Raw genomic sequence first — 20987 nt, 5'->3', positions numbered from 1 at the left:
GACCGCATTGCTTCACAAATAGAAGGGAGCTTGCGCCAGCTTGTTCCTGAGTTAAAAGAAAAGCGCTTCGATAGTTTTATCACGCAAGTAAACTGTCATTCAGAGCCATTAACGGCAATGAGCGATGATCAGTTGGCGAATTTATGTAGAGAGCTAAAGGAATCTCTAAGCGTAGGTGGGCTGACTGATGATTCGACCGCCCACTGCTTTGCCCTTATTCGTGAGGTTTCTGAAAGAACCTTAGGGCTTCGGCATTTTAATACTCAAATCATGGGTGGCTGGGCCATGATCAAAGGCAAGATAGCCGAAATGCAGACCGGTGAAGGTAAAACATTAACAGCAACATTGCCTGCGTGCACAGCGGCCCTGAGTGGAATTCCAGTACATATCATTACAGTTAATGATTATTTAGCGCAAAGGGATTCTGAATGGATGAAACCCATTTATAACGCCCTAGGCCTAAGCGTTGGTTTGATTAGTGAAGGAATGACACCAGAGCAACGCCGTGCTGCTTATTTGTGTGATGTCACTTACTGCACGAATAAACAGCTTGTATTCGATTACCTAAAAGATCGAATCGTTATGGGCCATAACAGTGGCCGCCTCCGATATGAATTGGATGATCTCTGCAACGATGGTAAGCAGCAGGGCAATGTTCTGCTAAGGGGATTATGTTTCGCCATCGTCGACGAAGCAGATTCCGTCTTAGTCGATGAAGCCAAAACACCTCTAATTATTTCTAAACAAACCGATAATCACAAAGAGTCACAGATCTACGAACAAGCATTGGAGATGGCTGCAGAACTAGAGCCTACAGAAGACTTTAAACTCATAGATCAAGAACGAGCCATTGAGCTTACCAAGAACGGAAAAGCCAAACTTGATAGCTTTGGCGATACCTTAGGTGGCTTATGGCGAGGTAAAAAAAGGCGCGAGAATTTAATTAGGCAAGCGCTAAGCGCACTAAATTACTTTATCAAAGACACTCACTATCTGGTAAAAGACGGCAAAGTTCTGATTATTGATGAATATACAGGCCGTGTTATGCCTGACCGTTCATGGGAACAAGGTCTTCATCAACTGATTGAAGCTAAAGAAGGCTGCCCCATAACCTCTCAGCCCGAGACATTGGCACGTATAAGCTACCAACGTTTTTTTAGACGCTACCTGCACTTAGCTGGCATGACCGGCACTGCAAAAGAGATCACCGGAGAGTTATGGGCTGTGTACGGCTTGGGCACTATGGTAATTCCATCAAATAAACCACAGATCAGAAAAAACATGGGCTGGCGAGTGTACGTAAATAATGATCTTAAAAACAACGCCATATTAACTCGAATTTATCAGATGAGAACTGAAGGTCGGCCAGTATTGGTTGGTACACGGTCTGTAGCAGCATCTGAAAATCTTAGCCAATTATTACAAGAGCTCGATATACCGCACAAAGTTCTGAATGCACGGCAGGACCTAAATGAAGCAGAAATCATCGCCCAAGCTGGCATGAATGGTCGTGTAACCGTTGCAACTAATATGGCTGGACGTGGTACAGATATCCATTTAGAAGAAGGCGTGATCGCTTTAGGCGGCCTGCATGTCATTGCGACAGAGCAACATGAAGCCAGCCGAATTGATCGTCAGTTATTCGGCCGTTCTGCTAGGCAAGGAGATCCTGGAAGCTACGAATATATCCTTTCATTAGAAGATGAAATTGTGACTAAGTTCAGCCCTAAATGGATCTGGAATCTACAATCACATACAGCATCCCCTAAAAGCCACTTTAGAAAAATTAGCGTCTTAATTTCACAAAAGATCGCTGAGTATAAACACGCACAAGTTAGAAAAGAGCTTCTTCGAATCGATGAACATTTAGGGAATATGTTGTCATATTCCGGCCAACAGGAATGAGGAAATTTTATGAAAAGCCTCTTGCTTCACTTGGGAATAATCATGGCTATAAACCAAATACCGAGTTCATATGCAGATGATAAATTGGAAGGATTCGATTGCCTCATTAAGCCTCATTCATTAGCCGATGTGAGTACTAGGGAGCAGGGCGTAGTTGAAGCGCTATTAGTAGATCGGGGCGATCTAATCACTATGGGTCAAGAAATAGCCAAGCTAGACGCAGATATTGAGGAAGTAACGGTTAAATTAGCAAAAGCTAGAGCAAGCATTACTGCTGAGGTATCAGAAAGGAGAGCAGATCTCAACTTCGCTAGTAGGGAGCTTTCAAGAATCAAAGAGCTACATAAAAAGAGAGCAATTTCAGCACAACTATTAGATGAAGCGCGGACAAATTATTCAAAAGCTAACTTACAGCTTAAACAGGCTATAAACAGACAGGCTATAGCAGAAATTGAGCTAGAACGAGCTGAAAAATTTTATGAAAGAAGAATTATTAGAAGTCCATTAAATGGAATCGTCGTAGACAGAAAGATCTCATTAGGAGAATCCGTAGATAACCGTCCCATTCTTCAAGTCGCTGAAGTAGATCCGCTGAATGTGGAATTGATCGTCCCAGTCGATTTTTACGGGCAAATTAACGTAGGAATGGAAGCGACTGTTCTACCAGAGTACCCAGGCGCAACAAATCATTCTGCGGAAGTTGCCGTGGTCGATAAGATTGTTGATCCTGCCAGCGATACTTTTGGGGTGCGCTTAGAACTATCAAACCCAGGACTAACTATTCCGAGCGGGGTGAGATGCAACATCACATTCAATCCAAAAGAAACCGAGGCTGTCTCCGCTATTGATACATCGGAATAGAGCTGTTTTAGCTGAGTTTTAAGAATATTTGTAAGAGAACATAAGCACAAAGAATAACCAATAATTAAAGGCAAATGACCTGACTAAAGCTTATCTTCAGCTATAGTTATCGAGGGCCACAAAACAATAGTTACAAGATGTTCCCTACGGCATAAAAATGGACGTTTATAACGTTAAAACACACAGCTGCCGTTTGTGATGATTATTAATGGCCCGTTGCCATTCACAAATCAATATCACGGAGGGAATGTCGTGAGTAAGCAATTGTTGTTTTATACAAATGCAGTGCCTGTTTCCAGTACCAAACATCGCGATTGGTCAGTCAAAATCGGTAAAAATTACGAATACGCTAAACTGACCAACTCAGTTCCACTAATGGCTGTAGAATTTCCGAATGCAGCGCAAGAATATCCTATAGTTTTCGCTCAAGCTGGCTCAGATGTACTCCCTGTTGCCATATTAGGCGTATCAGATGAACGAAATATGTTTGTTGATGATGAAGGGAACTGGAAAGCTAAGTATATCCCGGCCTTCGTGCGTCGCTATCCTTTCGTCTTTTCGACCACAGACGACGGCGGAACATTGATGCTATGTATTGATGAAAGCTTTACTGGCTTTAATCAGGAAGGTGTTGGGGAACGGTTATTCGATGCGGAAGGGCAAAGAACACAATACCTAAACGGGGTTTTATCCTTTGTCGAAGAATACCAAGCACACTTTAAGCGTACTCAAAGCTTTGCAAATAAACTTAAGGAATTAGATCTGTTTGAACCGATGCAGGCCAAAGTGGCTTTGGATACAGGCCAACAAATGTCTTTAACAGGCTTTTTAGGTATTAACCGTGCAAAATTAAACGCACTACCTGGCGATACACTATCTGAGTTGGCGCAAAGTGGAGAGCTAGAGATGATATACATCCATCTCCAGTCTATGAAAAACTTCTCATTAATGATTGATCTTGCCAAGAGTTCAAACAGTGAAGAACTACAAACTCCCGTGCCACCGTTAGATGCAAATGAACCCAATGAAGGGGAAGCGTTAAATTAAATAAACTTAATCGTTAAACGCTCGGGTAAATAGATGTTCTTCAGAACCAGGGGCGGGGATATAAAGCGCTGCAGGACGGCCTTTCCCGCCTTCAGGTTTACCTTCTCCTACCTCTTTTAATAGTTCCGCATTAGCCATACGGCGTCTAAAGGATTTCTTCTCTAGTTTCTTATCCATCAGAATCTCGAAGGCCTGCTGTAATTGCGTTAGAGAAAAGGGTGCTCTGATAATATGAATAGGCAGTACAGTATAGGCAGTCTTATTCTTCAGTCTTTCTCTCGCTGTATTGATTAAATCATGGTGATCAAAAGCAAGGTCTAGCCCTGAAATCTCGCTAATTGGCCACCATTGAGCGTCTGAAACGGCATCAACAAAGCTTTCTGTTGGTGCATAAGGAATTAAAGCCATATACAGCGTAGTCACTGACCAGCCACGTGGATCACGTGATACGTTTCCAATAGTACTGACTTGCTCAAGATGCGGTGCATTTACGCCCGTTTTACTCAAAAGCTTACGTTTAGCCGTAATCTCAATAGTTGTGTCTTCTTTTAAGTCTACAAAACCACCGGGTAGAGACCATTTTCCAATTTCCGGAGCATGAGCGCGCTGAACGAGTAAGATCTTTAGCTGATTTGCATGCAATGTATAAATAGCGACATCTACCGAATAGATCGGAATATCAAATTGCTTAGTATCGTACTGACTTAAGTAAGCTTGATCTTCAGTAGATTTCATAATTTCTTAAAAACTCGCAGCAAAAGTTGACTTTGGTGGCATAAAGCCAATAATAAAAGGGCGTAGCAAATTACGCAACACAGATTCTGATGGGAAAGACCTGTCAGCTAACATATAACGGCAAGGAGCTTGCTGTATGCAAAATAGATATGACTTTGCGGTCTTTATTGGCCGTTTTCAGCCTTTCCACAATGGTCACTTACAGGTAGTGCGCGAAGGATTAGCCGCAGCGGATAAACTTATTGTATTAATCGGTTCTGCTTGGCAGGCAAGAAATCCACGAAACCCATGGAATCACTTCGAAAGAGAACAGATGATCAGGGCATGTCTGAGCGAAACAGATAACGAACGATTAATCTGCTTACCTCTAATGGATGTTCCTTATAACGATGATCTTTGGGTTCGAAATGTACAAGCCACAGTTAATGGCTCGGTTACTGCACATCATACCAAACCACATCAACCAGCTTCGATTGCTTTAATTGGACACAAAAAAGACCACACTGGTTTTTACCTGAACCTTTTCCCACAATGGAAAAATATTAGCGTTGAAAACTATGCAGGGATTAGTGCGACTCCGATCAGAGAGCAATACTTTAGCCCATTAATCAAAGATTTACTTAAGACTTGTGATAATGAACTTTTACCCGCTGAGATCAGTGAATGGCTAATTAATTTTGCTGAGAATAATGAAGCCTACCAACAGATAGCTGACGAAATTGGCTTTGTGCAGAAATACAAACAAGCGTGGGAAGCAGCCCCGTATGCACCGACATTTGTTACAGTCGATGCTGTTGTAATCCAATCAGGTCATATTCTTCTGGTAGAAAGAAAAGCAAATCCAGGGAAGGGGCTATGGGCCTTACCGGGAGGATTTGTTGATCAGAATGAACGGCTTTTGGATGCTTGTTTACGAGAGCTTCGAGAAGAAACTCGATTAAAAGTACCAAGCCCTGTGCTTAAAGGGTCGATAAAACGTCAAGAAGTGTTTGATGAACCTAACCGTTCTGCAAGAGGCCGAACCATAACACACGCTTTTCATATTGAACTAGAACCAAACTCTGCGCTTCCTAAAGTCAAAGGAACTGACGATGCCAAATATGCGCGCTGGATTCCTCTAGGTAATTTAAAGCCACAAGAGATGTTTGAAGATCATTATTTCATAATCCAAGAACTACTCGGAACAAGCTAAAAAGAAACAAACTTATGCATAATAAATAATTGTTGATTTATAAGTGGCTATACGCCACTATATAATCATTAAGTGATTACAAAGCACTTAAATATTCAAAATAGGTAAGCAGGGATTCTGCTTACTCGGAGTAAAACAGTATTGGATAGACCGATGCTGTCACACATAAGACAGGAGGAACTCCGTCATGAAAAACCTAATACTTAATACAGATTCCTACAAAACGTCACACTACGTTCAATATCCTCAAGGTACAGAATTCGTATCTAGCTATATTGAATCTCGCGGTGGTGTTTATGCAAATACGATTGTATTTGGCCTTCAGGCATTCTTAAAAGCCTATCTAAGCAAGCCGGTAACTAAAGACGATATAGATGAGGCAGAGATAGTTCTTACAGCTCACGGGGTTCCTTTTAACCGTGATGGTTGGGAATATATCTTGAGTACCTACGATGGTTATCTACCTCTAGAGATTCAGTCTGTACCAGAAGGCACTTTATTACCGACCAATAACGTTATGGTTCAGGTAAAAAATACCGATCCTAAATGTGCCTGGCTCACTAGTTATATCGAAACTGCTTTATTAAGAGCCATTTGGTATCCAACAACCGTAGCGACAGTATCTAAAAGCTGTAAAGAGATTATCAAAAGGTACTTGGAAGAAACGGCTGATAGCACTGATGGCCTTGCATTTAAGTTACACGATTTCGGTGCAAGGGGCGCAAGTTCAGAAGAATCTTCAGCGCTAGGTGCAGCTGCTCACTTAGTCAATTTTATGGGCACTGACACAGTTTCAGGCTTGTTGGCAGCTAAGCGTTACTACGGTGCCGATATGGCTGGATTCTCGATTCCTGCGGCTGAACACAGCACCATCACAAGCTGGGGAAAGCCAAATGAATCTGCAGCCTATAAAAACATGCTTAAACAATTTGGCGGTAGAGGTAAGCTACTGGCCGTAGTAAGTGACTCATACAATCTATGGAATGCCATCGATAATATCTGGGGTGATGAACTCATCGAAGATGTTAAGAATATGGAAGGAACATTAGTTGTTCGCCCAGACTCTGGTGATCCGGTTGAAATCGTTTCAGAAACGATTGAGCGTCTAATGGCTAAGTTCGGTAGCCGCTATAACAGCAAAGGTTACCGAGTGTTACCGGACTGTATTAGGGTCATACAAGGTGACGGTGTAAACCTAGAATCTATTGCAGCTATTTTAGAAGCATTGAAAATTCGTAAGATAAGCGCCGAGAATATCGCTTTTGGTATGGGCGGTGAGCTTCTACAAAAAGTAAATCGTGATACCCAGAAGTTTGCGATGAAGGCGTCAGCAATGCAGATCAATGGTGAATGGCAGGATGTTTATAAAGATCCGATCACAGATCCAGGCAAACGATCTAAACGAGGACGCTTAGCGCTTATTAAAAATGCTAATAACAATTTCTTAACCATTCGAGAAGATGAACTAGGTGCAATGAACAATGAGCTAATCACTGTTTATCGCAATGGCGATCTTTTAAAAGAATGGTCCTTTGAAGAGATTCGTGAACTAGCAGAACAACAGTCCTAATATATCTCTATCTACTTACCGAAAGAGCAGCGTGCGCTACGTTGCTCTTTACGGTACTTAGCTCCCAAATATTCATTTTACGAAGCTCTCCGCACGATAATTTTAACACCGCATATAAGGTTATATGCTCAATACGTATCTACACAAAGTAGGCGATAGCCATAGTTACATATACAAACACTCTATTTAACATAATATATATTATGCGAAGTATAATATTCAAAGATAACAACACCTATGAGCCTTGCAAGCACTTGCTTAATAATTAATAAAAACAGCTTCTAATGCCTGAAACATAATGGAATCTAACGACATATAGCCCTAATAGGAACACCTTAAGTCCAGCCATTTGCAGTGATTAGCACCCAGCCCCGGCTAGAGAAAAAACACCCTAAACGAACACTAAAGCAGAAATACAAAATGAAAATAAGAAAAGAAAATTACGAATGCGTAACAGGCGTTTCTGCTGATTGATAGCTACATAATAGCGCTGGATGAAGGTTTATGAGCTCGCCTGTCACATCAGACTCGACGATTAAGACAGATGGCTCTGGCGCCATACAGTGCATTTTAGCCAGAACCTCATAAGGCTGATACTTATGGAGTTTACAGCTATTGGATTCGTATAGATCAGCATCAAGCATTACGCTATCGCCTACAGAAATTTCATTCCAAAGAAACTCGGTTTCTAAGTGCAACTCTGTAAAGTCCAGTACGCTCATATCGGCAACCTCGTTTAAGAGAGTTACCTTAAGCTTGGACGATGTTGTGACGAATTGCGAGGTGAACTAACTCAGAATTGTTGCTAATTTTTAATTTTCTGAAGATGTTTGTGCGGTGAGCATGAATGGTTTTAGGGCTCAAAAACATCTCTTCAGCGACTATAGCTACCGTCCGCCCCTCAGCCAGCAACGAAAATATCTGCAACTCGCGTTTCGTAAGACTGCCTAAAGATGATTCACCAGAAGAGTCTCCATTGATTCGTGAGCGTATCTCTTCGGTAATGTACTCCTCACCCTTATGAATTGCCTTAACAGCCTCTAAAAGCTCATCAGGAGCACACCTTTTAGTCAAAAATCCTTTAGCCCCTGCATTAACAACGTGAGCCGGAAAAGGATCCGTCTCCATTGCAGTCAATACAAGCACCTTGGCTTTTGGGTCTCGCGATATAATACGCCGAATAGCCTCGAGACCACCGTTGAGGTTATTAGCTGTAGCATCTTCAGGATTTGAATCTGCTGGCATATTGAGGTCCATAATGACCACATCAGGCTCGTGCTGGGTGTACATTTCGCACGCTGATTGTCCATTATCTGCCTCCCCAACAATTTCAATGCTTTCATCAGATATCAGTAGGCGCTGAAATCCAGCCCTAACTAGAGGGTGATCATCTACAAGCAAAATTTTAATTGGGGTCGACATGTTCGCTTCCTAATAACCAGGCTGCCAATAGATAATTCAGCTTAATTCTTCAGCCTAATCATCTGATTTCTATGAATTTATTATTCTATATATCGCTTGAAGGCGCTATTGCATCAGCACCTTTATATACATCAAAACTTTCAATATCCATAGCTCCAGCATTCGATATTTCTTCAACTGGAATATGGGCAGGCAGAGCAACTAGCTCATCACTATAACCTACAAGCTGTACGCCTTCTTTCTTGCAATGCCTAAGGACCTTTTCTAGCGCCTTAACAACTGCCACTTGCCGGCCATTAAGTTGTTCGCGTGCTATTCTTGGATCTTTGGGCTTACTTGTTACCTGCTTAATAGCATAGCCATCATCATCAAGAAGCTGGATTGTTACATTCTTTAGCTTTACTTTAAGAAGAAGAGCTTTAGCTTGCTTGAAGTCTTGCTCACTATTACAGCACACAGCATCATCAAGTCCACACTGATGCAAAGCATCAATAATTTCTTGATCTTGTGCCAATTCTGTTAAAACTATATCCATTTCAGATTGTTACCTATAAATAGATAGAAATTAGTTCGCCAGTAGTGAGCGTTATTTTATTAGAGATATAGCCGCCAAGCCATGAATCAATTTCGCACAAAGCTTAGTGAAGATTAACATCGTTAATAATATATAGCATCACTACTTTAGGATTTTAAGAACCCGAGAGTAGTTGCTTTAATTTTATGACCTCTAGCTGCAACTCGGCCTTCTCGCTAGCAAGAGTATCAACAGCCCTATTCAGCCTTTTATTCTCTTCCTGAAGCGTACGATTCTCGACCTGGACCTCAATGTATTGATCAATATTAGAACTTCCCTCAGACATTATCTCTGCCTGCTTCAACTCCCTAGTTAGTCTAGATATCTCCGACTGACTCTCGATAAGCTGCGTTTCGCACTCCGCAATCTTAAGAAGACCCTCGCCTTTCTCATTAGAAAGCCTTTCATTATCTTGTAATAAGCGAAGACATTGCGCTCTTAACTCCTTTAGCTCTCCATGATCAACAGAAGAAGCCTTAGATAACTGCCTCGATCTCTCAGCAAATTCGCTTTCTAAAGCACTTCTCTGCGCATCAAGCTCCTTATTCGCATAAGCAAGCGCCTGCTGCCAAAGCTTGTGAGCACTATTAGCAACTGGTTCCGGAAGGTTCGGTGTTCGCCCGACCTCATCAAGCCGCAGCCCAAGCTCAGACCACCAAATGTTTAAGGCTTTGTTGATGGTTGTAATTGAACCTGTACCAATACGATCCCTGATATTTTGCTGCGTCGGCTTTACACCTTCACGCAAAAGCTTATCAGCAGCCTCTTTAACCAAATCTTGCGTATTGTGTTTCATATAATATTCAATATGTATTAAATAATACGTATTATTATAACCCTATATAACCTTCTTTCAATTTTTATATTGCCGTAAATGCCAGATGAGCTACGCTGAAAGTAACCCTAACTGCATGATAAGGAAGTACTATGAAGGCTAAAATAGCGATCAACGGTTATGGAAGAATAGGCAGAAACATCCTACGCGCCTTTTATGAATCTCACCTAGGTAAAAATTTGCAGATAATCGCCATCAACGATCTTTGCGACCCTCAGGTAAATGCGCATCTAACTCAATATGACAGCATACACGGTCGTTTCAGATACGATGTTCTTGCCGAGAACGACTCCTTAATCGTCAATGGAGATACCATAAAGGTCTTCAGAGAAAAAGACATCAGCGCCCTACCCTGGGACCAACTTGATATAGATATTGTATTTGAATGCACCGGCCTATTTACCGACAGAGCATCAGCATCTGAGCACATAAAGGCCGGCGCCAAAAAAGTCTTAATATCAGCACCATCCAAAAATGCAGATGCCTGCATCGTTTATGGCGTCAACCAAGACTCAATTCAGCCCAACCACACAATAATCTCTAATGCATCATGCACAACAAACTGCCTTGCACCGCTAGCAAAGATCATCAACCACCACTTCGGCATCGAATCAGGCTTAATGACAACCATACACGCCTACACCAACGACCAGCATTTAATGGATGCTTTTAGCGGCGACTTGTATAGAGCAAGATCAGCTACCAGCTCCATGATTCCAACCAAGACCGGCGCTGCCACTGCTGTAGGACTCGTTTTACCCGAACTAGAAGGAAAGCTCTCAGGCATAGCTGTGCGAGTCCCAACTTCAAATGTATCTTTAGTAGACCTAAGCGCAACACTAAAAAACCACTGCACAGCAAGCGAGCTAAACGACTTAATCCAAACAGAATCAAACCAAAGCTACAAAGGAATTGTTGCCTATAATGATAAGCCCCTCGTCTCTATTGATTTCAATCACCGTCCCGAATCTTGCATTTTCGACGCAACGCAAACCATAACCCATCAAAATACGATCAAAATTTTTGCCTGGTACGACAATGAATGGGGGTTTTCAAACAGAATGCTCGATACCGCTCAACTTATGCACAAAATCTCCAACTAAAAGCCCATAAACAACAAAGCCCCTCACACGGAGTGAAGGGCTTTATTTTTCCAGCTAATACAACTTAGTAGATTATTACTTGAGATAATTTATCTGAGAGAGATACAAATCCTGAGAGCTACAACCTTGAGGGTTGCTTACCTTAGCCTGCAACGCTGCTTTTATACTGTCAGGAACCTTATCCACCTCTGTAGCCGTAACAGCCTGATAATGCTCCTGAACTAGATATGTTGGCGAATAACGCGATACCTGAATATAGGTTATCCCTCTCTCAGTAATTGATGCGTAACTAATTCTAGAAAAGCGGTTTTTATTGATATCACCAGCGATAAATCCACTATCACAAGCAACAGAAAGACTCTTACCAGCCGCTGTTGATTCAAACACATCAGTAGGATCAGCCCCTGCCAACACAGCCTCTACTTTTTGGGCGTCACTCAGAGAGCTCTTCGAAGTATTGCTTGTTGCTACAGGTGAACTCGGTGACTGAGCAAGATAATCCATATCAAGCGCCTTGATTGCTTGATATCCAATCACCCCAGCTACAGCGAGTATAAATATACCTTTTGGAAGATCTGTCATAATATCTCTGAACTCCCTTTCCTGCGCGTTGTTTATATCCCTCGACATCGTTTAATTATAGCAACGACTGCCTTATTGATTGCCCGATACCCTTAAGCAAAAACAACAAACCTTATTTTTAACAAGGTTATTCACTTAACATCAGCAATAATAGACCCATATTTAAACAATTCAAGATAACTAAAACCTATAATTGAGGAGACTATAACAATGATTTCAAACAGAACTAAAAAGACCATATAAATCACACAGATAGAATGCAGCCCTAGTAACATGAAAAATAAACAAGTTTAGGCAGCATGACGACATGACACTATGAAATAAGGTCAAAGAAAATGCCGACAGGTATGCAACAAGAGCGAAAAAAACAGTAAAGACAGAACTTAGGGAATGTAAAAAGCAGGAAGAAGATCTAGAGATTTATTACCACAAGTGGTGCCCGGGACCGGACTCGAACCGGTACACTCTTGCGAGCGGGAGATTTTAAGTCTCCTGTGTCTACCAATTTCACCACCCGGGCAAGGATGGAGGCGCGGGTCGGAATCGAACCGGCGTACACGGAGTTGCAGTCCGCTGCATGACCACTCTGCCACCGCGCCTCAATATTGTTACTTTAGAATTTGGAGCGGGAAACGAGGTTCGAACTCGCGACCCCAACCTTGGCAAGGTTGTGCTCTACCACTGAGCTATTCCCGCTCTGCTGTAACAATGTGGTGCGTATTATAGAGAGCCCCGATTATAAGTCAACACATATTTTATAAAAAAATCTGCTTAATTATTAACCACTTACATCTGTTCAGATAAAGCAGGCCAAGAAGCTCTAAGGTACTGATACATAGACCATAAAGTTAATGCTGCTGCTAGATACAGTGCAACAATCCCTGCTATCGATATTGTCGTGTAGGGCTCTGTAACGATCATGAGCATAATCGCCAGCATCTGTAGTGCTGTTTTTACCTTACCGATATAAGAGACAGCTACACTCGCTCTCTGTCCTACTTCAGCCATCCACTCACGTAGAGCAGATATCACAATCTCTCTACCGATAATTACGATCGCCGGAATTGTGATCCACCATGACGCATAGCTTTCAACTAATAGAGCCAGAGAAATAGCTACCATTAACTTATCCGCAACAGGATCCAAGAAAGCGCCAAAGGGAGAGGTTTGATTCAACTTCCTCGCTAAATAACCATCTAACCAATCAGTAAAGCCAGCAACAGCAAATACCACACCTGTAGCAATGGGCGCCCAGCTATAAGGCAAATAGAAGATCAGCACAAAGACAGGAATTAAAACAATACGTAGAGATGTAAGTATATTGGGTATATTCATCTGGCATTCAAATATCAGGATGGAGTGCCGCATAGATTTCTTCGGCAATTGTTTTGCTTATGGTAGAGACTTTTGCAATTTCTTCAACACTGGCGCGCTCTACTTCTTGGATTCCACCAAAATGTCTTAGCAATTCTCTTCTTCGTTTAGGCCCCACACCGGGAATATCCTCTAAAACTGAGCGTTTTCTAGCCTTACCTCTACGAGCACGGTGTCCTGTAATGGCAAATCGATGTGCTTCATCACGAATATGCTGAATTAGATGTAAAGCTGCAGAGCTACTCTCTAAAACAGTCTCTTCACCCGTATCTCCCGAAATAAGAACCTCAAATCCAGCCTTACGAGTTGGGCCCTTAGCAACACCAATAACTAAGACGCCGGATATACTTAGTTCGTCCAGCACTTCCATTGCTTGAGTGACCTGCCCCTTACCGCCATCTATTAACAGGATATCGGGTAATTTACCCTCTCCTTTCTTAAGACGCGTATAACGCCTGAGTAAAGCTTGATGCATTGCTGCATAGTCATCACCTGGAGTAATCCCTTCGATGTTAAAATGCCTGTAATCTGATTTAAGCGGCCCATTCCTATCGAACACTACACACGAGGCAACTGTTGCTTCACCTGAACTGTGACTAATATCGAAACACTCTAACCGCTGCGGAATCTCATCAAGATCCAAGAGACTTTGCAGCTCTAGATAACGGCTATAGATATTCTTTTTGTTAGCTAAATAACTACCTAACTGCTGCTCAGCATTGGTATTTGCTAGTTTCTGCCATGCTGCTCGCTCACCTCTAACCGTATGCGAAAGCACTACCTTTTTATTTGATAACTCTTCGATCGCTTGCTGCAAGCAATCTTTATCTTCAACCTCGCTTGGCAAAACAATATATGCCGGTATTTCACGCTGCGAACCCAAATACCACTGCGCAACGAAAGCCGACACAATTTCACTAGAGGTTTCTTCTATAGATACCTTGGGATAGTGCGCCTTGCTTCCGATAATTCGTCCGCCACGGATAAACAGCATATGTATACAGACCCCGCCAGGCTGGACTGAACATCCAATAACATCAGCCTCTCCTTGCATTCCGGTTACATACTGCTGCTCTTGCACTTTTTGCAGACTGATCAGCTGATCCCTATAAAGTGCAGCCTTTTCGAACTCAAGGTCAGCGGAGGCGCTTTCCATCTGACTAGCAATCTCATCCATAACCTTGTTGTTTTTACCATCTAAAAACATAGAGGCATGGCGAATATCATCTTGATAATCTTCTTTAGAGATAGCTTTTACGCAAGGCGCTGTGCATCTTTTGATTTGATACTGAAGGCAAGGGCGTGATCTATTTTTATAAAAACTATCATCGCACTGACGAATCTTAAATATCTTCTGAAGTAGATTAAGACTGTCGCGGACTGCCCCACCGCTTGGAAATGGGCCAAAGTATTTACCGCTTTTACGCTTTGCTCCTCGACTAAATCGTACTGCAGGATAATCGTCTTTATCTGAGATAAAGATATATGGGTACGACTTATCGTCACGGAGAAGGATATTATAGGGCGGCCGATGCTGCTTAATCAGGTTTTGCTCAAGCAATAACGCTTCAGTTTCACTATTAGTGATAGTAACCTGAACGTCAGCTATCTTCGCAACCAACGCACGAGTCTTTACGCTGAGACCTGAAGAGCGGAAGTAACTAGAAACTCTGTTTTTAAGGTTTTTGGCTTTTCCAATGTACAGAAGTTCATTGTCTGCATCGTACATTTGATAGATTCCAGGCCTTTTTGTGAGTTGCTTCAAAAAGGCGCTAGCATCAAATGTTTCTGCTGGGGTATTTTCTGACACTGCTTACTGTTCTACCTTGGACAATAGCTTACGGTTATCCATGTATTCATGCGTAGCAATTCTATGAATTTCTTGCAGAGTCTCCATAGTCGACTCAGTAATACCGGCCCCACGAGAAAGCGATACCTCTAGGTAAACACCGATTTCTGCGTAGTAGCAAAGCTGAGCATCTGTACTTTGTGCTTTACGAAGTTTAGTTAATGAGATTTGTGCACCATTAACCAATATATTATTAATGTCTGATTCTGATAACAGAACATCACGGTTTTGTTCGCTTAAAGGGACGTTATTATCTGTTGATCTGGTCATCGTATACCCTTATTTATAATCCCATCGTGTTTGCAGCATACTTTAAGCATTTCAACAGTTGATGTAAAAAGGAAAGTCTTAGATTACGACGAATCGACTGCATATCAATTAACCCAAAGACAAGAGCGCTCAACATGGAGAATGATATTGACTGGGTTTTCAATAGCCCTTCTCTGATAAACACGCCGAAAAGCCTTACCTCTTTTCAAGACCTGCTAGAGCACGATAAATCTAAGTCAGTAGCGATTAATTGCTCAACGTTCATAGCAAGAAATCTTGGCGGATATTATGAGAATATAGTTAACTTTATTCTTAAGAATGACATATATCTTACTGATATTAAAAGAAATATAAAGATTTTTAAGGACAGAAGAACACTTGGCGAATTTGATTTTATTGGCCGCTCCCTGACCGGGGATTTCCATCTAGAATGCGCAATTAAATACTATTTAAGAGTAGGCTCAGGCACCAAACTTCACAATTTTATCGGTCCGGGAAAGAGGGACCGGTTAGATATTAAGTATGAGAAGATGATCGAACATCAACTCAAACTTTCTAAAACAACTCAGGGTATCCATGCATGCAAAAGTGAAGGCTTGTCCCCTTCCATATTTGTCATGTTGGTACAGGGGTATCTCTTTCATCCTTTTGCTGAGTTTGGCACTAGGACAGAATTTCATCCCGCAATCAATCCAAGTCACCTACAGGGCTGGTGGCTTAGACAGAACGCGCTTAGTCATATTAATGACTCAGACTTTTACACAATCATGATCAAGCCCCACTGGCTCATTGCGGATCAATCGAATCTTTTAGATTATGCAGAATTAAAGACAGAGCTATCAAAAGCTGACCGCCCCATACTAGTGGCTAGACTTGATAAAACAGGAAAAGAATTAGATAGAGGGTTTGTTGTGCCGGACGATTGGTAGGAAAAATTAGCCGGGTTGCTCAATTGAGGTTCCCGGCAAAGCTACAACTTACTTGTCTGCAGCCGCTGCATCTTTAGCAATCATATTTTTGATTACTTTAACGCCAACAAATGTACCAATGATCATTGCTGCAACAATCGCAAGACTTGGAGCAACAGAGATTAGGTTATATTTATCCATAGAACTGTCCTAGATATTTTGTAGTAGTAATAAAGAAATATCGCGGGCAATTATATAGAGCCACCAGCCTGTGTCTATCCACCAATGGCCCATAAAAACCATAGATCAATTGTGGTTATTTCTTTCTGTCGCCCTCTAAACGTATGAGAAGGCTCGAGGTGTCGCAGCGCCCACCACCCATTTGTTGAACATCAGCATAAAATTGATCTACCAATGCAGTAACAGGCAGTCTTGCACCATTTTTTCGGGATTCATCTAGAACGATATTTAGATCTTTACGCATCCAATCAACAGCAAAACCAAAGTCAAATTCATTATCAATCATAGTTTGATGGCGATTAACCATCTGCCAAGATCCAGCAGCACCATGTTGAATTACATCGAAAACTTGTGCAGCATCCAAACCTGCAGCTTTGGCAAAGTGAACTCCTTCAGCTAAGCCTTGCACCAACCCAGCTATGCAAATCTGATTTACCATTTTCGCTAATTGCCCAGAGCCCGCCTCTCCAAGCAAACGCGTAGATTTTGCATAACAATCCATAACTGGCTCAACAATAGAAAAGTTAGCAGCATTACCGCCAACCATAATACTTAAAACGCCATTCTCCGCACCTGCCTGACCTCCTGATACAGGAGCATCGAAGAAGCCTACGCCTTGCTCTCCTGCCAGCTCCGACAGCTCTCGGGCAACTTCAGCAGATGCTGTAGTGTGATCCACCAAAATGGAACCCGCTTGCATTGTGCTTAACACACCCTGCTCGCCTGATGTCACAGCCCTTAAATCATCATCATTGCCAACACAGGTAAACACGATATCTGCCCCCTGAGCTGCCATTGCAGGCGTTATAGCAAAACTGCCTTTATAGTCTTCAATCCATGCCTCTGATTTAGCAGTCGTGCGGTTATAAACCGTAACATCGTGACCTGCTTGCGCTAAATGCCCTGCCATCGGGTATCCCATGACACCCAAACCTATAAATGCAACTTTCATTCTTATTATCCCATCTAGATTGAACTGTTTTATTCTTTATAGGCTCAGAGTATAAAGGATGAAACAGCAAACACCATCTCGTACTTTTTAAATTGCTATTTTGCTATCATCCGCACTGTATCTATCGAGAGCAACGTATGTCCTTCTTAAAATCAGCACTTATTTCCATTTTCCTTTTTGCCACTTCTGCCACTGCTGTAGCACAAAGCGAACTCTATAAGTTGAGCTTTCAAAACACAGATCACGAAACGGTTTCTTTAGCGAATTACAAAGGAAAAGTCGTTCTACTTAATTTCTGGGCAACTTGGTGTCCGCCTTGCATCAAAGAGATGCCATCCATGCAGAGACTCCAGGAGCATTTTGCCGATCAAGACTTTGAGATTGTGGCGATCAATGCCGGTGAGGATTCTGTATCTGTTTCCAGTTTTTTAATGGAACTTGATACCGAATTAACGTTTACCATCTTACTTGATGAGAAAAATCGTTCTTTTAATGAATTTGGCATTAAAGGACTGCCGATGACATTATTGTTCGATAAAGAAGGAAAGCTGATTGATACAATTCTTGGCGGTAAAGAGTGGGACCACCCTGAATCAATTGCTTTAATTAGCCAGACATTAAAATAAGCCATGGACCGATGATCCATGGCTTAAATAACTTATTCAGCCAATACTGCAGCTGCTGCTTGAGCTGCAACACCAATTTTAATTGGTGCATCCATCTCAGCAAGTGTGTTTTCTAGAGCGTCTAGGCACAACATAACATTGCGCTGAGTACATGCAGTACCCATCAAACCGATACGCCATACTTTACCAGCCAAAGCACCAAGGCCCGCACCGATCTCTAGATTGTAATTTTTCAGTAGCGCTGTACGCACAGCAGCATCATCAACGCCATCAGGTATGATGACAGAGTTAAGCTGTGGCAGGCGACAATCTTCATCAACTAGGAAACCGATACCCATTGCTTCAAGACCCGCACGTAGTGCCAAATGCAGCTTCTGATGACGAGCCCAAGCATTTTCAAGGCCCTCTTCCTCAAGCATTACAAGAGACTCATGCAGCGCATATAGAGAGTTCACAGGCGCTGTATGGTGATAAGCACGCTTTCCGCCACCACCCCAGTATCCCATTACAAGGTTCGTATCTAAGAACCAGCTAGGAACAGAGCTTGTACGGTTTTGGATAGCCTCAACTGCTTTCTGGCTAAAACTCACTGGAGAGATACCAGGAGGACAAGAAAGGCACTTCTGTGTACCGGAGTAAATTGCATCAATACCCCAGCCATCAACGTCAACTTCTACACCGCCAAGGGACGTTACAGCATCAACAATAGTAAGAGCGCCGTTAGCCCGAGCTAATTCACAAAGTGCTTTTGCATCAGAACGGACACCCGTAGATGTTTCCGCATGGACAAAAGCCAAAGCTTTAACATTTTCATTGTCTGCAAACGCAGCTTTAACCTTTTCAAGATCCACAGGCTGACCCCATTCATCTTGAACAAGAATGCATTCGCCACCAAAACGCTCTACATTCTCTTTCATACGACCGCCAAAAACACCGTTTTGGCAAACGATCACCTTATCACCCGGCTCAACCAAGTTAACAAAGCACGCTTCCATTCCTGCAGAACCAGGTGCAGACACAGGCATTGTTAATTCGTTATCAGTTTTGAAAAGGTTTTTCAGCATCACTTTGATTTCATCCATCATGCGGATAAATTCAGGATCAAGGTGACCGATTGTTGGGCGAGCCATCGCCGATAGAACTCGAGGGCTTACATCTGATGGTCCAGGGCCCATCAGGGTACGAACAGGTGGGTAAAAAGAGGTAGTCATTTAAGGCCCTTATAATTGCTACATGTTACAAAGGCCTTATTTGTATCAGTTGGAAGCCAACTCATCAATCATTGCGATGATCATTTCTGCAGAATGTTTAGCTGCAGTCACAAGAAATTGGTCGAATGACACGCCAGACTCTTTACCTGCGATGTCTGACAAAGCACGAATCACGATGAACGGCGTATTAAATTGATGACATGTTTGAGCAATTGCAGCAGCTTCCATTTCAACCGCTTTCATTTCAGGGAACAGCTTTCGTTTTCGTTCTACACGCTCAGGATCGTTCATAAACTGATCGCCTGTACAGATCAAACCACGTGTAGTAGTCATTCCGTCCATGCGCTCAATACAACGTTCAGCGACCTTTGCCAAAGTCGCGTCTGGAGTAAATGCTGCAGGCTGACGTGGCACTTGGCCATATTCGTAGCCAAATACCGTTAAATCCACATCGTGATGACGAACTTCAGAAGAAATAACGATATCACCAACATTGAGTTCTGGATCATAACCACCAGCAGAACCTGTATTGATAACACAATCAGGTTTAAATGCCTGAAGAAGAATAGTAGTTCCAATAGCCGCGTTGACTTTACCGATACCAGATTTAAGCAAAACAATATCGTGTCCATGTAACTTACCTGTAAAAAGTAAGTACCCAGCTATTTCATGGTCTTCTCTCTCTTCCAGTGCAGCTTTTAATAGCTCCACCTCTTCATCCATTGCACCGATAATACCGATACGAATGTTGCCGTTTTTCTGAGAAAGTAGCGCGGAAATGCTTTGTTCTTGGGTCATCAATGTTTACCGTCTAAAAAGGCCGTAATTACCATCTTAATAATGCGCGATTAGAGCATAGCTTTTATAAAAAACCTAGCCCCAATCCCCATGAATACTGGCTTATGGCCGTTAAATTGTGCTCAAGCCTCAAAAAATAGATATTAATTGATTTAGTACAGGCTATTGCTAAGGCTCAGTTTTACCTATTGGGTACAATCCTGACCAACCAAAGCCGCTAAACAATTGATCACAATATTCATCGACTGGTGCAGTTAGTTTTAGAGCTTGTTCTGTTACAGGGTGAATAAACTCCAGCTCAGTCGCCATTAGCATCAAGCGCTGAAGATCGAATTCCTGCTTTAAAGCTTTGTTATGTTTATTGTCACCGTGTTTGGTATCACCCGCGATTGGATGAAAGATATGCTTCATATGACGACGGATTTGGTGCTTTCTTCCTGTTTCAGGCTTAACTTCCACCAGTGAATAGCGGGATTTTTCATACCGTCCTACTGGCATATCAATTTCAACAGTCGCTAAACGCTTATAATTTGAAACCGCTTCTTGGGGTTCTTTATCTTGATTTGCGTGCTTATCAGCTATTTTATCTAACTGCTCTTTCAGCGCGTAATCAATCACATCCTGTTCTGGAGTGTAGCCACGACACATACAGAGATAAGTTTTACTAATCTTTCTTTCTGCAAAGATTAGATTCATTTGTTGCGCTATCTCTTTGTTTTTACCAAATAAAATAACCCCAGAGGTTGGTCGATCTAAACGATGAATGGTGTAAGGACTACCACCATCGAAATAGCTTTTCAGCATGGATGCTAAATTAGGTGTACCACGAGGTGCGATCCAACTTGGGTGAACCAACAAACCAGAAGGCTTATTAACTGCAATTAAATGCTCGTCTTCAAAGAGAATATCAAGATCAGTCATAACAAAGGTCGT

22 protein-coding genes and 3 tRNA genes are annotated in these 20987 nt (G+C 42.2%); 8 read left to right on the top strand and 17 right to left on the bottom strand.

Translation table 11 applies throughout. From position 1 onward, the window contains the following. The first annotated feature begins 30 nt into the window (after positions 1-30). The 3 genes from ACMXYP_RS08755 to ACMXYP_RS08745 all read left to right on the top strand — a co-directional run bounded on the left by ACMXYP_RS08755 (position 31) and on the right by ACMXYP_RS08745 (position 3813). The gene (locus ACMXYP_RS08755) at positions 31-1905 is read left to right on the top strand and encodes a preprotein translocase subunit SecA (RefSeq protein WP_415884629.1); all 1875 of its coding nucleotides are present in this window, start codon (positions 31-33) and stop codon (positions 1903-1905) included. 42 nt (positions 1906-1947) lie between these two features. Then, complete coding sequence (locus ACMXYP_RS08750) at positions 1948-2766, top strand: efflux RND transporter periplasmic adaptor subunit (protein ID WP_415884628.1); 819 nt, start codon at positions 1948-1950, stop codon at positions 2764-2766. Between the two features lie 252 nt (positions 2767-3018). Further along, positions 3019-3813 carry a SapC family protein gene (locus ACMXYP_RS08745; RefSeq protein WP_415884627.1) on the top strand — a complete coding sequence of 265 codons (795 nt, stop codon included), beginning with the start codon at positions 3019-3021 and terminating at the stop codon, positions 3811-3813. Between the two features lie 6 nt (positions 3814-3819). Here ACMXYP_RS08745 and ACMXYP_RS08740 read toward each other — a convergent pair whose 3' ends face one another. Next, positions 3820-4548, bottom strand: a complete 729-nt coding sequence (locus ACMXYP_RS08740) for an NrtR DNA-binding winged helix domain-containing protein (protein ID WP_415884626.1) — start codon at positions 4546-4548, stop codon at positions 3820-3822. Between the two features lie 136 nt (positions 4549-4684). Between ACMXYP_RS08740 and ACMXYP_RS08735 the strand changes: the two genes are divergently transcribed. Both ACMXYP_RS08735 and ACMXYP_RS08730 read left to right on the top strand, forming a co-directional pair. Further along, the gene (locus ACMXYP_RS08735) at positions 4685-5740 is read left to right on the top strand and encodes a bifunctional nicotinamide-nucleotide adenylyltransferase/Nudix hydroxylase (RefSeq protein WP_415884625.1); all 1056 of its coding nucleotides are present in this window, start codon (positions 4685-4687) and stop codon (positions 5738-5740) included. Positions 5741-5927: 187 nt separating this feature from the next. Continuing rightward, positions 5928-7310, top strand: a complete 1383-nt coding sequence (locus tag ACMXYP_RS08730) for a nicotinate phosphoribosyltransferase (protein ID WP_415884624.1) — start codon at positions 5928-5930, stop codon at positions 7308-7310. A 440-nt stretch (positions 7311-7750) separates the two neighbouring features. On the opposite strand, the gene ACMXYP_RS08725 is transcribed toward ACMXYP_RS08730, so the two are convergent. From ACMXYP_RS08725 to ACMXYP_RS08710, 4 genes are all read right to left on the bottom strand, one after another. Beyond that, positions 7751-8032 carry a hypothetical protein gene (locus ACMXYP_RS08725; RefSeq protein WP_415884623.1) on the bottom strand — a complete coding sequence of 94 codons (282 nt, stop codon included), beginning with the start codon at positions 8030-8032 and terminating at the stop codon, positions 7751-7753. A 28-nt stretch (positions 8033-8060) separates the two neighbouring features. Then, positions 8061-8732, bottom strand: a complete 672-nt coding sequence (locus ACMXYP_RS08720) for a response regulator (RefSeq protein ID WP_415884622.1) — start codon at positions 8730-8732, stop codon at positions 8061-8063. A gap of 85 nt (positions 8733-8817) precedes the next feature. Further along, positions 8818-9267: a response regulator gene (locus ACMXYP_RS08715; protein ID WP_415884621.1), complete on the bottom strand. Its 450-nt coding sequence runs from the start codon at positions 9265-9267 to the stop codon at positions 8818-8820. Between the two features lie 154 nt (positions 9268-9421). Beyond that, on the bottom strand, positions 9422-10102 hold the full coding sequence (locus tag ACMXYP_RS08710; RefSeq protein WP_415884620.1) for a DNA-binding protein: 681 nt from the start codon (positions 10100-10102) through the stop codon (positions 9422-9424). Positions 10103-10233: 131 nt separating this feature from the next. Between ACMXYP_RS08710 and gap the strand changes: the two genes are divergently transcribed. Then, positions 10234-11244 (top strand): type I glyceraldehyde-3-phosphate dehydrogenase, encoded by a 1011-nt coding sequence (gene gap, locus ACMXYP_RS08705; RefSeq protein WP_415884619.1) that lies wholly within the window; start codon positions 10234-10236, stop codon positions 11242-11244. A gap of 75 nt (positions 11245-11319) precedes the next feature. On the opposite strand, the gene ACMXYP_RS08700 is transcribed toward gap, so the two are convergent. The 7 genes from ACMXYP_RS08700 to ACMXYP_RS08670 form a co-directional block, all read right to left on the bottom strand. Then, entirely contained in the window at positions 11320-11826 is a 507-nt protein-coding gene (locus ACMXYP_RS08700; protein WP_415884618.1) for a hypothetical protein, read from the bottom strand. 433 nt (positions 11827-12259) lie between these two features. Further along, positions 12260-12346 (bottom strand) — tRNA-Leu (locus tag ACMXYP_RS08695). A 5-nt stretch (positions 12347-12351) separates the two neighbouring features. Beyond that, positions 12352-12425: transfer RNA gene (locus tag ACMXYP_RS08690), tRNA-Cys, on the bottom strand. Positions 12426-12447: 22 nt separating this feature from the next. Beyond that, a tRNA-Gly gene (locus ACMXYP_RS08685) sits at positions 12448-12522 on the bottom strand. Between the two features lie 90 nt (positions 12523-12612). Next, positions 12613-13161 (bottom strand): CDP-diacylglycerol--glycerol-3-phosphate 3-phosphatidyltransferase, encoded by a 549-nt coding sequence (gene pgsA, locus ACMXYP_RS08680; protein ID WP_415884617.1) that lies wholly within the window; start codon positions 13159-13161, stop codon positions 12613-12615. A gap of 7 nt (positions 13162-13168) precedes the next feature. After that, positions 13169-14929, bottom strand: a complete 1761-nt coding sequence (gene uvrC / locus ACMXYP_RS08675; RefSeq protein WP_415884616.1) for an excinuclease ABC subunit UvrC — start codon at positions 14927-14929, stop codon at positions 13169-13171. Positions 14930-15013: 84 nt separating this feature from the next. Then, the gene (locus ACMXYP_RS08670) at positions 15014-15319 is read right to left on the bottom strand and encodes an excinuclease ABC subunit C (protein WP_415884615.1); all 306 of its coding nucleotides are present in this window, start codon (positions 15317-15319) and stop codon (positions 15014-15016) included. 134 nt (positions 15320-15453) lie between these two features. Here ACMXYP_RS08670 and ACMXYP_RS08665 point away from each other — a divergent pair, with 134 nt between their 5' ends. After that, the gene (locus tag ACMXYP_RS08665; protein ID WP_415884614.1) at positions 15454-16248 is read left to right on the top strand and encodes a DUF1853 family protein; all 795 of its coding nucleotides are present in this window, start codon (positions 15454-15456) and stop codon (positions 16246-16248) included. Between the two features lie 48 nt (positions 16249-16296). On the opposite strand, the gene ACMXYP_RS08660 is transcribed toward ACMXYP_RS08665, so the two are convergent. Beyond that, positions 16297-16428 carry a hypothetical protein gene (locus ACMXYP_RS08660; protein ID WP_415884613.1) on the bottom strand — a complete coding sequence of 44 codons (132 nt, stop codon included), beginning with the start codon at positions 16426-16428 and terminating at the stop codon, positions 16297-16299. A 115-nt stretch (positions 16429-16543) separates the two neighbouring features. Next, a complete protein-coding gene (locus ACMXYP_RS08655; protein WP_415884612.1) occupies positions 16544-17419 on the bottom strand; it encodes an NAD(P)-dependent oxidoreductase in 876 nt (291 codons plus the stop codon). A gap of 137 nt (positions 17420-17556) precedes the next feature. On the opposite strand from ACMXYP_RS08655, the gene ACMXYP_RS08650 reads away from it, so the two are divergent. Next, positions 17557-18045 carry a TlpA disulfide reductase family protein gene (locus tag ACMXYP_RS08650; RefSeq protein WP_415884611.1) on the top strand — a complete coding sequence of 163 codons (489 nt, stop codon included), beginning with the start codon at positions 17557-17559 and terminating at the stop codon, positions 18043-18045. A 32-nt stretch (positions 18046-18077) separates the two neighbouring features. On the opposite strand, the gene ACMXYP_RS08645 is transcribed toward ACMXYP_RS08650, so the two are convergent. From ACMXYP_RS08645 to ACMXYP_RS08635, 3 genes are all read right to left on the bottom strand, one after another. Continuing rightward, positions 18078-19256: a pyridoxal-phosphate-dependent aminotransferase family protein gene (locus ACMXYP_RS08645; protein ID WP_415884610.1), complete on the bottom strand. Its 1179-nt coding sequence runs from the start codon at positions 19254-19256 to the stop codon at positions 18078-18080. A 45-nt stretch (positions 19257-19301) separates the two neighbouring features. After that, the gene (gene mtnN / locus ACMXYP_RS08640; RefSeq protein ID WP_415884609.1) at positions 19302-20054 is read right to left on the bottom strand and encodes a 5'-methylthioadenosine/S-adenosylhomocysteine nucleosidase; all 753 of its coding nucleotides are present in this window, start codon (positions 20052-20054) and stop codon (positions 19302-19304) included. Between the two features lie 168 nt (positions 20055-20222). Continuing rightward, a complete protein-coding gene (locus ACMXYP_RS08635; RefSeq protein ID WP_415884608.1) occupies positions 20223-20975 on the bottom strand; it encodes a pseudouridine synthase in 753 nt (250 codons plus the stop codon). Positions 20976-20987 lie beyond the last annotated feature (12 nt).

This window comes from Neptuniibacter sp. QD34_54 (assembly GCF_047778055.1).
In the GTDB taxonomy this organism is placed as follows: domain Bacteria; phylum Pseudomonadota; class Gammaproteobacteria; order Pseudomonadales; family Balneatricaceae; genus Neptuniibacter.
Note: the sequence above shows the minus strand (reverse complement) of the source record. Positions and strands in the feature narration are given on the sequence as shown.

Coding starts and splice junctions, on each gene's coding strand:
- ACMXYP_RS08645 (WP_415884610.1), bottom strand. CDS start 19,256: ATGACTACCTCTTTTTACCCACCTGTTCGTACCCTGATGGGCCCTGGA.
- ACMXYP_RS08740 (WP_415884626.1), bottom strand. CDS start 4,548: ATGAAATCTACTGAAGATCAAGCTTACTTAAGTCAGTACGATACTAAG.
- ACMXYP_RS08665 (WP_415884614.1), top strand. CDS start 15,454: ATGGAGAATGATATTGACTGGGTTTTCAATAGCCCTTCTCTGATAAAC.
- ACMXYP_RS08730 (WP_415884624.1), top strand. CDS start 5,928: ATGAAAAACCTAATACTTAATACAGATTCCTACAAAACGTCACACTAC.
- ACMXYP_RS08655 (WP_415884612.1), bottom strand. CDS start 17,419: ATGAAAGTTGCATTTATAGGTTTGGGTGTCATGGGATACCCGATGGCA.
- ACMXYP_RS08710 (WP_415884620.1), bottom strand. CDS start 10,102: ATGAAACACAATACGCAAGATTTGGTTAAAGAGGCTGCTGATAAGCTT.
- pgsA (WP_415884617.1), bottom strand. CDS start 13,161: ATGAATATACCCAATATACTTACATCTCTACGTATTGTTTTAATTCCT.
- uvrC (WP_415884616.1), bottom strand. CDS start 14,929: ATGTACGATGCAGACAATGAACTTCTGTACATTGGAAAAGCCAAAAAC.
- ACMXYP_RS08750 (WP_415884628.1), top strand. CDS start 1,948: ATGGCTATAAACCAAATACCGAGTTCATATGCAGATGATAAATTGGAA.
- gap (WP_415884619.1), top strand. CDS start 10,234: ATGAAGGCTAAAATAGCGATCAACGGTTATGGAAGAATAGGCAGAAAC.
- ACMXYP_RS08725 (WP_415884623.1), bottom strand. CDS start 8,032: ATGAGCGTACTGGACTTTACAGAGTTGCACTTAGAAACCGAGTTTCTT.
- ACMXYP_RS08670 (WP_415884615.1), bottom strand. CDS start 15,319: ATGACCAGATCAACAGATAATAACGTCCCTTTAAGCGAACAAAACCGT.
- ACMXYP_RS08735 (WP_415884625.1), top strand. CDS start 4,685: ATGCAAAATAGATATGACTTTGCGGTCTTTATTGGCCGTTTTCAGCCT.
- ACMXYP_RS08660 (WP_415884613.1), bottom strand. CDS start 16,428: ATGGATAAATATAACCTAATCTCTGTTGCTCCAAGTCTTGCGATTGTT.
- mtnN (WP_415884609.1), bottom strand. CDS start 20,054: ATGACCCAAGAACAAAGCATTTCCGCGCTACTTTCTCAGAAAAACGGC.
- ACMXYP_RS08720 (WP_415884622.1), bottom strand. CDS start 8,732: ATGTCGACCCCAATTAAAATTTTGCTTGTAGATGATCACCCTCTAGTT.
- ACMXYP_RS08715 (WP_415884621.1), bottom strand. CDS start 9,267: ATGGATATAGTTTTAACAGAATTGGCACAAGATCAAGAAATTATTGAT.
- ACMXYP_RS08700 (WP_415884618.1), bottom strand. CDS start 11,826: ATGACAGATCTTCCAAAAGGTATATTTATACTCGCTGTAGCTGGGGTG.
- ACMXYP_RS08650 (WP_415884611.1), top strand. CDS start 17,557: ATGTCCTTCTTAAAATCAGCACTTATTTCCATTTTCCTTTTTGCCACT.
- ACMXYP_RS08635 (WP_415884608.1), bottom strand. CDS start 20,975: ATGACTGATCTTGATATTCTCTTTGAAGACGAGCATTTAATTGCAGTT.